Source organism: Cognatundibacterium curvum, from assembly GCF_014284235.1.
Classification (GTDB): Bacteria; Pseudomonadota; Gammaproteobacteria; order Burkholderiales; family Burkholderiaceae_D; genus Undibacterium; species Undibacterium curvum.
The window spans coordinates 562,832-574,880 of record NZ_JACOGD010000001.1; the positions used below are offsets into that span (position 1 = coordinate 562,832).

9 protein-coding genes are annotated in these 12,049 nt (G+C 47.8%); 3 read left to right on the forward strand and 6 right to left on the reverse strand.

The window, feature by feature from the left end:
* Positions 1–34: 34 nt before the first annotated feature.
* The 5 genes from H8K43_RS02660 to H8K43_RS02680 form a co-directional block, all read right to left on the reverse strand.
* Positions 35–499 carry a CYTH domain-containing protein gene (locus H8K43_RS02660; protein WP_186902419.1) on the reverse strand — a complete coding sequence of 155 codons (465 nt, stop codon included), beginning with the start codon at positions 497–499 and terminating at the stop codon, positions 35–37.
* Between the two features lie 93 nt (positions 500–592).
* The gene (locus H8K43_RS02665; RefSeq protein ID WP_186902420.1) at positions 593–1,717 is read right to left on the reverse strand and encodes a M14 family metallopeptidase; all 1,125 of its coding nucleotides are present in this window, start codon (positions 1,715–1,717) and stop codon (positions 593–595) included.
* Between the two features lie 485 nt (positions 1,718–2,202).
* The gene (locus H8K43_RS02670; RefSeq protein ID WP_329604468.1) at positions 2,203–2,604 is read right to left on the reverse strand and encodes a hypothetical protein; all 402 of its coding nucleotides are present in this window, start codon (positions 2,602–2,604) and stop codon (positions 2,203–2,205) included.
* 86 nt (positions 2,605–2,690) lie between these two features.
* Entirely contained in the window at positions 2,691–3,851 is a 1,161-nt protein-coding gene (locus H8K43_RS02675; RefSeq protein WP_186902421.1) for a porin family protein, read from the reverse strand.
* Between the two features lie 446 nt (positions 3,852–4,297).
* Positions 4,298–5,503, reverse strand: coding sequence for an MFS transporter (locus H8K43_RS02680; RefSeq protein ID WP_186902422.1), 1,206 nt, complete (start codon positions 5,501–5,503; stop codon positions 4,298–4,300).
* A 102-nt stretch (positions 5,504–5,605) separates the two neighbouring features.
* Here H8K43_RS02680 and H8K43_RS02685 point away from each other — a divergent pair, with 102 nt between their 5' ends.
* The 3 genes from H8K43_RS02685 to H8K43_RS02695 all read left to right on the forward strand — a co-directional run bounded on the left by H8K43_RS02685 (position 5,606) and on the right by H8K43_RS02695 (position 9,750).
* Positions 5,606–6,499, forward strand: a complete 894-nt coding sequence (locus H8K43_RS02685) for a LysR family transcriptional regulator (RefSeq protein ID WP_186902423.1) — start codon at positions 5,606–5,608, stop codon at positions 6,497–6,499.
* A gap of 508 nt (positions 6,500–7,007) precedes the next feature.
* A complete protein-coding gene (locus H8K43_RS02690; RefSeq protein ID WP_186902424.1) occupies positions 7,008–9,518 on the forward strand; it encodes a putative bifunctional diguanylate cyclase/phosphodiesterase in 2,511 nt (836 codons plus the stop codon).
* A complete protein-coding gene (locus H8K43_RS02695; protein WP_186902425.1) occupies positions 9,496–9,750 on the forward strand; it encodes a hypothetical protein in 255 nt (84 codons plus the stop codon). The genes H8K43_RS02690 and H8K43_RS02695 overlap by 23 nt, the downstream gene beginning before the upstream one ends.
* Before the next feature lie 938 nt (positions 9,751–10,688).
* On the opposite strand, the gene H8K43_RS02700 is transcribed toward H8K43_RS02695, so the two are convergent.
* Entirely contained in the window at positions 10,689–12,047 is a 1,359-nt protein-coding gene (locus tag H8K43_RS02700; RefSeq protein ID WP_186902426.1) for a hypothetical protein, read from the reverse strand.
* Positions 12,048–12,049 lie beyond the last annotated feature (2 nt).

Sequence of the window (12,049 nt, forward strand, 5' to 3'; positions counted from 1 at the left end):
GCGCGCAACGCCATCACCACAATACATTGCTGCCTTACCAGTTTTTATACGGGTTCTGTATCAGACTGGCATTCGCATAACGGCGATCATGACTGACTTCCTGCCCCAGCCAGGATGGGTGTACGAACACCTGATCTTCAGAATTCAGCTCTACTTCGGCCACCACCAGGCCTGCATTATCACCAAAAAACTCATCGACTTCCCAAACCACGCCATCACGCGCAATGCGGTAACGCTGCTTTTCTATCAAAGGGCGCTGGCAAACCTGATCTAGCAAGGCACGTGCCTCGTCCAGCGGAATGGAATATTCCCATTCGCCGCAACTGATGCCGGTGGACTTGCTTTTGATGGTCAGACAGGCGGTATCCCCCTCTATCCTGACACGCACGATGCGCTCAGGATCGGTGCTGATATAGCCCTGACATAAGAGGCTGCCCGTTGCGCCTGCGCGCCAGCTGTCATCCGCCACCAGAAACTTACGTTCAATTTCTACGCCCATTTTTTTCTGCCTGTTCTGTTTATCTTGCTGAATTTCACCTGACAAAAAAAGAGAGCGCCGCAGCGCCCTCTTCTCGCCTCTATCTGAGCTACATTAAGCGCTGACAGATTTCAGGATAGGCTGCAACATGGCTTCGCCCAGTTTTGCACTACGCGCGCCATCCCAGCCCACTTCTGCATCTGGCAGATTATCATTATCTTTGAATGGCAACTCCAGAGTCAGCGATACGCATTTATAGGTATGGCCTATGTATTTTGAAGCCAGTTTCAGCATATCCGCATTGTACTTCGATGCTTCGTAACCGATCTTGGTCTGGAAATCCGGGCTTGCTGCGCAGAAGCTGTCGACAAATACCTGTTGCTCATGCGCCTGCTGCCCGGTAAAGCCTTCTATCATCTCGCTGCCTGCAACGAATACATAGGGCAAGGCTTCATCGCCATGTATATCCAGGAACAGATCGCAACCGGTTTCTTGTATCTTGTTTTTCACATGATAGACTTCCGGGCTGGTTTCCAGCGATGGCGTCATCCATTCACGATTCAGATTCGCGCCGGCTGCATTGGTACGCAGATTGCCACGGTAAGCACCGTCCGGATTCATGTTCGGCACTACATACAACACAGCCTGATCCAGAATCGCACGTGCAATCGGATTCGCCGGATCGAGCAAGGCATTCAACATACCTTCGACCAGCCACTCTGCCATAGTTTCACCCGGATGCTGACGCGCAATCACCCAAACTTTTTTCTTGGCCGACGGATCACCGATTACCACCAGATTCAGATCGCGGCCATCCACGGTATTGCCCAGATCCTGCACGCGCGCCAACGGCGATTGCTCCACCGCACCCAGCAAGGACAAATGACGCTCCCAGCTGTAAGGCTCAAAATAAGCGTAGTACACGCTGTCAGTCTCTGGAGTATGGCGAATCGTCATCACTTTGCCATCGAACTCTGTATCGACGCGGAACCAGTTTTCACGGTCATAGCTGGCAACAGCACGATAGTTTTCCCAGCCCTTGGCGTAAGTTGCCTCACCCGCATTCAGAAAACGCATCACCGTTTCCTGATCACGTGCGCCTTGCAAACGGAAATGGAACCATTGCCAGATATCCGCATGCGAATCTTTGCGCAGTTTTAATTCGATGTCACCCGCTTGTTCGGCCTTGACGACTTCAATCGCGCCCGCGTCGAAGTTCTGACTGATTTTAATTGTCATATGAGTTTCAGTTTGATCGTTTATTTCACCGCCAGCCAACACTGTACCTCTGCGTTTCAGGTTGGACGACGACCTATGCACCGTATTGTCACAGCTTTTCAAGAATATGAAAATAATTTAGTCAAATTTTGCTCTGAATATGTTCAAATACAGTTTTCAGAAACGGCTTACCGCCTTGATTTAGGTTAGCCACTCAGAGAAGGCACTGAGAACGCACAGCATACAACAAACAATGAATGTTTGTTTATCTATATTTATTGATATTATTTTTGAAGCCAGCAGTCTTTTGAGCTGGCAATATCGCTGTTACTCAGGCTTGACTAAGCGGGTGCTGGCGATTTGAGCCATTAGGAATTCTCAGGCAGACGATATGCGGTCAATAACAAACTATGCTCAGAATGTCAGAGTGGATATCTGCGTCTCCATACACGGACAATTCAGAACCTGAATTAAAAACCAGTTCGATTAATGCGCTTGCATTATGCTTAAGGAACAACCAGCAACACCTTTACCGTGGAATCTACCGAAGCCTTGTCGATATAAGCCAGAGCGCTGGGTTCTGCAGCGACCGCTTTTTTTATCGCAGCATCATTTGGAAATTCTTTTGGTGCTGTTCCCTTGCCTGAAAATGAAGCCTTGGCCCAAATTGCCTCTACCTGGGCAGGTGTTTTTTTGATGACTTTTTCATAAAATTCTTTACGTATCGCTGCATCCTTGCTGTGATCCAGCGGCGTGAAAATTGTGGAGCCACCCAAAAAAAATTGAGAAACCTGTTCTGGCAGCATACGTGTCGCCTGGTTGGCAGGATTCGTGACGACGACAATCTCTGCCGTAGCGGGTAGCGCATTCAATACTAACAATGCAAACATCAGTCGTGTTTTCATCATATTTCCTTTTACCAAATGTTGGACAAGCCATAAGCATTTTCATGACATCTTCGATGGCATAAATTGTTGCCTGTTATATTTGCCTGTTAAAACAGTCGATCGTAAGAGATGCGGAACACGTTCACGTTACCGCCAAAGTTATTCGTGGTGTCTTGATTTTTATCCAGCTGCAATTTGACTGCGCTTTTTGCATCGATGTCGTAACGCAAAGTAAAGGATAAGCGCTTGTAGGCCTGGGGTTGATATTTGCTCAGATCAGAGGTCTTTTCTTTGTAGCTGGCATAGTTCAGGAATGGTGTCCACGCACCCATGCGATAACCGGCACCTAAGGTATAGGACGGTGCAGTCACCGTGTATCCGGCATCATCAAAATTTCTGGAAAGCTGGGTCAGCTCACTTAAGAAAAACCATTGATCCATATCCAGATTGACCGCAATGCCGTAAGCCTTGAGTTTGGCAGCACTGTCCAGAGCGATGGAACTGTTGACCACCTTCACATCAGACTGTACATATACCGCTCTTACTGTGAGTGGCCCCCGCTCCAGCTCGGCATCAGCACCGATGATATTGCTCCAGGTGACGTCAGTCTGACCGCTGAATACCAGTTTTTCGTAAAGAGAATCTTTGGATTTTTCTTTACCGCCAAATACACTGAAGGCGACATTATTATCCGCCACGCTGGTGCGGTAACGGACACTCGCGCCGTTATAATTAGTCACTTCCCAACCATACAGCTCCGGTGGCGGGCTTACCCACGGATAGGCTGCGCCCACATCCTGGAAGTCGGAGTAAAAATATAAGGGGATACGCTTACGCCCTACCTGAACTTCCCATTCTTTATTGAGTTTATAACTGGCATAGGCCCATTGAATATTGGGCGTGGAATCCGTGCCGCGCACCACCACCTGCCCAGTCAGGCTGAAATCTTTGCTGATGGCATAAGTCGCCTGTACCCCGGCACGCGATTCGGGCTGCAGAGAAAAACTGTTGTTGTAGACACCTGCATTTGACCAGTCCGCTACATAGCAGGGACAAGTTTTATCATTGATGGCAGCCGGCCCGGTATAGTTTGCCGGTAACTCACCGCCAAAGGTACGTCCGCCCACAATGGATAAAAATCCACTGACTTTGAGTTTAGATCCTGCGTCCATCTCCTCGGCATATGCAGAGGTGACCGAAAAACTGAGGAAGCCCAATAAACTGCTGCACAATCCGGACCAGAGTTGAAGTTTGACTGAAGTCATCATGCGATCCTTTAGATAAATTGCCAAATGCGTTTGACGTAGAAGCTGTGCTGTAAAGCCGTTCTGATGATCCAAGGTGCCCGGTTCTGGAGATGGGATGAAAAGTTTGGGCCGCATTGCCGGCACCAACGCCCTGAACCCAGTCTATAAGGCTAATTGCTACTTTCAGTGTAGGTCAGTCTTTAGCTTAGCGATCTGAAATCTTCCATATCAGTTGCTACAAAACAACCGATTGAAAAGAACTGTCAGATGAACGTCAAATCACAGTAAATTTCCTTACTGCACTGCAGGTATGTTGAATACTGAAATATTGCTCTATTTGTCCATAGAAGCATCTGACATTTTTTGACTTACGGATCTGGGCGACATGCTTGGTTGAATGACTGAAGGAATGAGGATGCGGCTATCGCTTTTGCTTCAGCCCTCATTCGAAATTATAATCTTTACAATTAATTTAAAGGCAATGGAAACGCTGACTTGGCATCAGTCCTCAACTTGTCTTTGTGGTCTAGTCGCCCAGCCAGCGTTGTCAACAGCAAAGCCAGGAAAACCACTACAGAGGCGACCCATGGTGTGCTCATCAAGCCAATATGCGCAACAATCAAGCCCCCACCCCATGCGCCGCCGGCAATACCCAAATTAAAGGCAGCGATATTCAGACCAGAAGCAACATCTATTGCATGAGGAGCATCACGCTCTGCCCGCTGGACAACATATACTTGCAATCCTGGCACGTTACCAAAGGCGACAGCACCCCAGGCGAACACGGTGAGTAAGGCTAAGCACTTATTTGACGCAGTAAACGTCAGCATCAATAAGACCAGCGCAAGCAAAGTAAATACGATTTGCAGTGCCCGTATTGCTCCCTTTTTGTCGGCTAACTGACCACCCCAGATATTCCCGAATGCGACAGACACGCCATAGACCAGCATGACTAAACTGACACTGGAGGCAGAAAATCCAGATACCTCCTGCAAGACAGGTGTAAGGTAAGTGAATGCAATGAAAGAGCCGCCGTAACCCAATGCCGTCATTGCATAGACTAACAATAAGCGCGGCTTTTTAAGTACCGCCAGCTGCGTCAATAAAGAGGCTGGCTGGCTGTGGGAAATCGTATCAGGGACCAGGATCCAACTGCCTGTCAATGCGACTATCCCCAGGAAAGAAACTGCAAGAAAAGTGGTCTGCCAACCAAAGGTCTGGCCGATAAAGGTCCCAAGTGGCACCCCAGTGACAAGAGCAACGGTCAAACCAGTAAACATGATGGCAATAGCGCTCGCCGCCTTATCCTTCGCCACCAGGCCGGTCGCTATCGTTGAGCCTATCGAGAAAAACACACCATGTGCCAGGCCGGTCAGTATTCTGGCTGCCATGAGGGTTTCATAGCCAGGCGCCTGCCAGGCAAGCAAATTCCCGATTATAAATAAAGCTATCAAGCCCAACAAAAGCTGCTTTCGTGGCACACGACTCGTCAACGCGGTCAACAATGGCGCACCGACTGCGACACCCAGCGCATATAGACTCACCAGCAGTCCCGCTGAGGGAAGCGAAACACTAAGGCTGGCAGCAATGGTGGGGGTGAGGCCAACAATCAAAAATTCTGTCGTCCCGATAGCAAAAGCGCTCAGTGTCAGCGCCCAGAGAGCAAATGGCATGATTTTCCTTCAAATTGAGTCATTAGGGTGACGCAGTTTGCTCGCTTTACTATCAAAGAAAAATTCTCTTAGCTACAATATGTTTTTGACTGAGAATCACAAATGCTAAATATTGAATCGCTGATTGCTTTTGTTTCGGTAATGGATACCGGTTCATTCTCCGCTGCAGCCGACCGGCTGGGGCAAACACCTTCCGGTATTAGTCGTGCTATTTCGAGGATGGAGACTCAACTTGGTACTACCTTGCTGAAACGAACTACCAGACGTTTAGATATTACTGAGGAGGGAGAGTGGCTATTAGCACGTGCACGTCAGATTCTGTCAGATTTGCATGATACAGAGGCAAGCATGAACGCCCGCCTTTCACAGCCATCGGGTTTGGTAAGAGTCAGTGCAGCAACGCCCGTTTTAAATCATTTAATCGCGCCGCTGGCAGCAGATTTTATGGATAGTTATCCGCTAATACGCTTAGATCTGGTCAGCGGAGAAACTGTGGTCGATCTGATTGAGGAGAAAATTGATTTAGCGATCAGAATCGGTCCTCTCGCCGATTCAACACTTCATGCACGCGGATTGGGAAGCAGCCGGTTGCGCTTACTGGCATCACCAGATTATTTAAAGCGCTATGGTATTCCCCAAAAAATAGAGGATTTGTCTGCACATCGTTTGATTGGATTTACCTCTCCGGCAACGCTCAATATGTGGCCATTAACCCAGGATAACGGCAACAATTATTTGATACAGGCGCAAATTACCGCCTCGAGTGGGGAGACGCTGCGCCACCTGGCCTTGAGAGGCACGGGAATTGTTTGCTTAGCTGACTTTTTAACGTCTGAAGACAGAGAAAAAGGGCAACTTCTCTCCATTATGGAAGATGTAAGCTTGCCCTGGCACCAGCCAGTTTGGGCCGTATTTTACAAACAAGGCGCACTGGCCCCGCGTATCAATGCCTTGGTGACTTTTTTAGCTGAACGGCTAAAAACCACGTTAGACTGATAAAAAGCTGGCTTAAGTGATAAAAATGCGCTGAAGCTCCGCAACATGTATTGTTCCATTTTCATGGGCGCCACCCGATGTCAGTTTTGGTTTGCTCATATTTTATTGCTGATCGCTGCCTTTACGCCTGATCAAAAGTGATAATGATGGCCTTACTGACATGCCCCATTATCGCAGCCTTGGAAACAGTATCCTGTTTTTGTCAGCATGCAGCCGCAATAAGTCAGCAATTCTCGATATAGATTAGATTTATCATTCCAATTATGTTCAAATCTAAGCACCTCACGACAAGCAGAATCAATTGGATTTTCAACGGCTATCTATCAACAGATGACTATTCGTTTTAGAACTGACATCCATATAGATAAAAACTAAAAATTAATTCAAGCTCAATCCAGGCAATCAGAATATTTCCATATGGAAATTTAACGATATTCCGCTCCATGCCGCTTGCAATCGAATTCTTTTGAGATTGGGTATTTTCCAGCATTGGACAAGAAATCAACAAATGAAAGCTGACATGGTAGCCTCGTTTTTGTCCACTGCCGGCAACCTGGGGCGAAGAGCCTGGACTTGCCTGACGTATCCAAAATTCTTGCATTTTGGTCTCAACGGCCGCGATACCAAGCCCGGTAATCCTGAGTTCTTCCAACTGAACAACGCGTTGGTGGAGCAGAAAGTGATGACTGCGCGAGTCAGAGCCTTTGCCCGACGTTCGTTTGAGGGCGCATTGACCGCGCCACTGGGGACTGCGCTACTCGCGTGGGTCGGCGGTGGGGTCGCCGGATGGCAGCCGGCTGTGATCTGGTTTGCCATCTTCTGCGTGATCGAGTTTTTAATTGGCCGGTCTGCCTACCTCTGCTGGCGCGATGGTTCACAGAAGCTGGATATACTAACGCAAGGCAGGCGTCTGATCTTCCTCAGTTTTCTGATAGGCCTGGTTTGGGGCTCGTCCGTTTTTGTATTCTGGAGAGAGGGGCAAATCCAGCATTATCTTCTCAACCTGACGATCTTGGTGGGGGTGTCCGCAATCTCAATATCGATCATGTCGCCATTTCTCATGGCTACAGTAAGTTTTTACAGTGGTCTGTTGCTATTACCCTTGATCCATACGCTGCTGATGCAAGATCCGATCAGCTTGAAAGTTGCAATGGGGCTAGGCATTCTGTATATGCTTAGCTTGCAACATGCCAGTGTGGTTGGCGATCAACTCATCAAAGATCTGGAGTTAACTGTTAGAAACGAAATGCTGGCTGAACGTCTGCACCTGGCGCTTGATGCCGCGGATCAGGACTGGTTCGACCTGAATCCACAATCTGGCGAGATGGTCGCCAGTGTCCGATATATAAATTTTCATGGTATCGCTACGGACGATACCGTATACGATTTCCAGAGTTGGCTGGATGTCATACACCCGGATGACAGAGCTGCCACGCAATTGGCGTTCAGTACGGCATTACAGGATGGTGGCGCTATCGAATCTGAGTACCGCGTCCGCGCACTGAATAATGAATGGCTTTGGATACGATCCATAGGGCACGTGGTTGACCGCGATGCCCAAGGTAAGGCAGTAAGAGTAATCGGCATCCATTCGGATGTCACTGAAAGTAAGCATGTCGACGGAAAAATCAGGAAGCTAGCCTTCTACGATCAGCTGACAAACCTGCCAAACCGCCGTCTCCTCAATGATCGTATCCAACATGCCATTCAAAACGCAAAGTGCCAACAGCAATATGGCGCCCTCCTGATGCTGGATATGGATGATTTCAAGGCACTGAACGATACCCAAGGGCATGACGTCGGGGACAAATTTTTGGTGGTTGTAGCGCGACGCATTGAGTCCTGTGTTCGGGAAGTTGATACCGTGGCTCGTCAGGGCGGCGACGAGTTTGTGATATTACTTGAATCTCTGGGCGAGCGAGATGAGGCAAGCGATCGGGCAGAGGCCATCGCCAAAAAGATACTCGACGCAATCAAAAAACCCTACTTGCTTGAATTGACTGAGGTTGCTGGCAAAGGGCATACCTACAACTATCATTGCAGCGCAAGTATAGGCGTGACCCTGTTTTCTGGCCAGGTTAACTCAAGTGAGGAATTGATGAAACGCGCCGACACGGCCATGTACCAGGCGAAGACGTCCGGGCGTAACTTAATTCGCTTTTTTGATATGGGCATGCAGGAGCAAGTCACTGCCAGAGCAATCCTTGGCAATGAATTACGTGAAGCCATACAGAAGAACCAATTTGTCCTGCATTACCAACCCCAGATGAATGAGGCAGGCTGCATAACGGGAGCCGAAGCGCTCTTGCGCTGGATGCATCCCAGGCATGGCGTGATGCCTCCTGACAGCTTCATTTCCGTAGCAGAAGACACGGGATTGATTTTACCCATCGGCCGGTTCGTCATGGAAACAGCATGCGCGCAGTTAGTCGCCTGGGCTGCCCGCCCCGAAACCGCACACCTGACTTTGTCGATCAACGTCAGTGCGGCACAGTTTCGCGACCAGGAATTCATAGATCATACGCTGGCTACCGTTAAAAGTAGTGGCGTCAACTCATGCAAAATCATGCTGGAAATTACTGAGAGCCTGTTGTTGAACAGCCTGGAAGGCATCATTGAAAAGATGTTTGAGTTGAAAACGCGAGGAATTAGTTTTTCGCTCGACGATTTTGGCACCGGGTACTCCTCACTCGCCTATCTCAAACACCTGCCTATCGACCAGTTGAAGATAGATAAATCATTCATCCGTGATGTTCTGACCGATATGAATGATGCAGTGATAGTCCGCACTATCATCGCCCTTGCGAAAAGCATGGAGCTCAACATCATTGCTGAGGGAGTTGAAACCAAAGAACAGCGTGAGTTATTGGCGAAAAATGGATGTTTTGCATATCAAGGATATTTATATGCTGGCCCAATGGCAACTGAGGAGCTTGAGCAATATATGCAGCAATTGATCGCGAAAACCACGGCCTGCACAAGCACATCAGCAGGCAATGAATGCCAAACTCAGTCTTGAATTGATCATTTTCAACTGCCAGAAATTTGCAAGCACAAGAGAACCATTTACCGGCGAACAGCAGCCCAAACGTTTCCGAAAAATCGCTCACCAGCGCGGCGCGTTCACATTCAAACGCCATCTGCACGGCAAGAAAATCTGCATTCAATGCCGTCGAGCATGTGCGCATGCAACTGTGATCCATCGAGACCTGGCTCACTTCCGAACTGAGGAGGCAGCAATCCAGCTTTAAACACGGATAAGCTGACACTTCCCTGAAATTCAGATAACGCTCAATCTCGTTCCGATTTCAAGCTTATTGCGCCCATTTTGTTTCGCACAATACAGCGCCTGGTCTGCCAATTCGAATAGTTCCGTATCGGTAGCCATAAAGAACTAAAATACTTGAAAAGCACTACTGTTCTTTCAGAGGTAAGATTTACCTGAACACGATTAATAGAAATATTGAAAACAGCCGAAGCTGGCAGCTTGGTGCACCTCCAACTCAAGCTACTTGAAGCAGCCGGGGTCAACGAATCCGCACATGTTCTGGTGTCTGTGTATCGTCATCGATCAATGACGGACCAACATTTCTATCGGCTTGTCTATGCCCTCCGCCAATTTTAAGTTTGTGAGGAACGAGCCTGCTACCAACATAGCCAATCCGTGCTGAGCAAAGGGCAGTCAATGAAAATGGAGATTTGCCGCAAATATGGCAGTAAATGAAGCAAGGGCGATTGCCCCGCGACCAATTATTGTTGAGTGCGCGTGCGCCAATGCGGTAGACAGCCAAAACTAATCAACCCTAGCTTTAGACAAAAACCAATGCCTGCAAAAAACTAACGAAATGAGGAGCCAAGGCTGAATTGGTCTCGGTCTGAAGTGTCGTTACAGCCATAAAGTTGCCCTTCCTCTGTCTCAAAGCTTACGATCAGATGTCGCTTTTTTTAGTGCAGCTTGGGCGCTATGGACTAACTAGTCAAAATCCATAAACGCACCCCGCACTTGATTTTCAGGGTTTAGGTGTAGTGCGATCAATGGTGGCTGAACTATCTCTTTATGAACGCAAAGCCTTATTGCGCAACTTATTTGTAGTCAGTAACCGGTCTTGCGTTACCAAGGGCAATGCACGGGAACAGGCTTACCGACCGCCCCGCCAAACATGCAGGCCGGTAATTCGTGCCCCACCCCTTACAAATAAGCAAGCAATCTTTCGCGAGTCCAGAGTTTGTTGGCGTAGATTAAAGCGCCAACACCTGTCACGATGACGCACAAGACATACGTTGTGTTCATGGTAAATATCGCGGTCGTTATTGGATTCCGTTGTTGTAAATAAAAATAGAGAGCAGCAACAGATGTCGCCAATAACCACGCAATAAATAGATAGAAGAAACTGCGACCTTGGTTTTTGCTGCCTCGGATAAGCAAACCAATGCAGAACGCACTGATTAATTCGATGACCAGAATGGCGATGCTGAGGAAAGACACGGACGCCGTATCATTTAATGCCATTGGCGTCGAAAAGAACATTTTTGAGCCCAGCAAGGTAAGGAAAATGAGAATCGCCCAGCATCCGTAATACATCACACTTGAGATCAGAAAATGATTGGCAATGCGAGCATTTTGAAAGTTTTTTGGCAGCAGGAAAAAACGCCAATGCAAATCTTTGACCACGATGTAAGGGCTGGAAAATGCAGCGATCATTACTAAGAACAGCAGGTGGGGTAAGGTCACAGGTGCATGCCAATCAACGACCAGCTTAGAGCTAATCGGAAGAAACCAGAATAGGCCTAAAATAGCGAGTCTACCTTTCTTTTCTCTGGCGTTAATCGATCCAAGGCTAGTGAACCGCAAATAGAAGTGGCGCAAGTTACTGATGAGCACCAACTCTCTCAATCGGAGAAATAGCGTTTTTCCTTTTTGAACAGGTGGTTTGTCCCAGTAGAGCAATGTGCAAACAGTGAGTATCGGCCACGCCAAGATGGCAGGTAAATGCCACTCAATGGAAGCATTTATCCACTGCTTGGCTCCCATGTGGAAAGTAATGTAAATTAAGCATGCTACGAATGCAAAGAATAACAAATAGCATCGTTTATTCAAATAGTGATTGAATACCATTGGCAAGGAAAAACCGCCCGCTAATGCCAATGACGCCATCGCCAATAACGCGCTAGTCGGCAATAAATCTTTATGGTTTAACTCCAACGTAGCGAGCACACAAAGCAGGATAATCAGACCCAAGGAGGTTCGCGTCAAAATTGCGCGCTGCCAGCCATGCCATAAACTGACAGGTGTTTGCATATGATAGAAAACTCGCGCGCCTGAGAGCATAATGCGTCCCCATTTTAGCCCGCTCACCATTAAACTAAATAGGCAAACGCCGGTAAAAACGGAAGCATAAAATAACCAATGCTTACCATCTTTGTTCAGCAAAATTATGCTGTATACGATCGCGAGTAAGGTCAGAAAAAAAATTGAAATATAGCCTGTGTAACTACCTGTATACCAAAATTTCAATGTCTTCGATTCTGACTTTAACATGGCTTGCATTT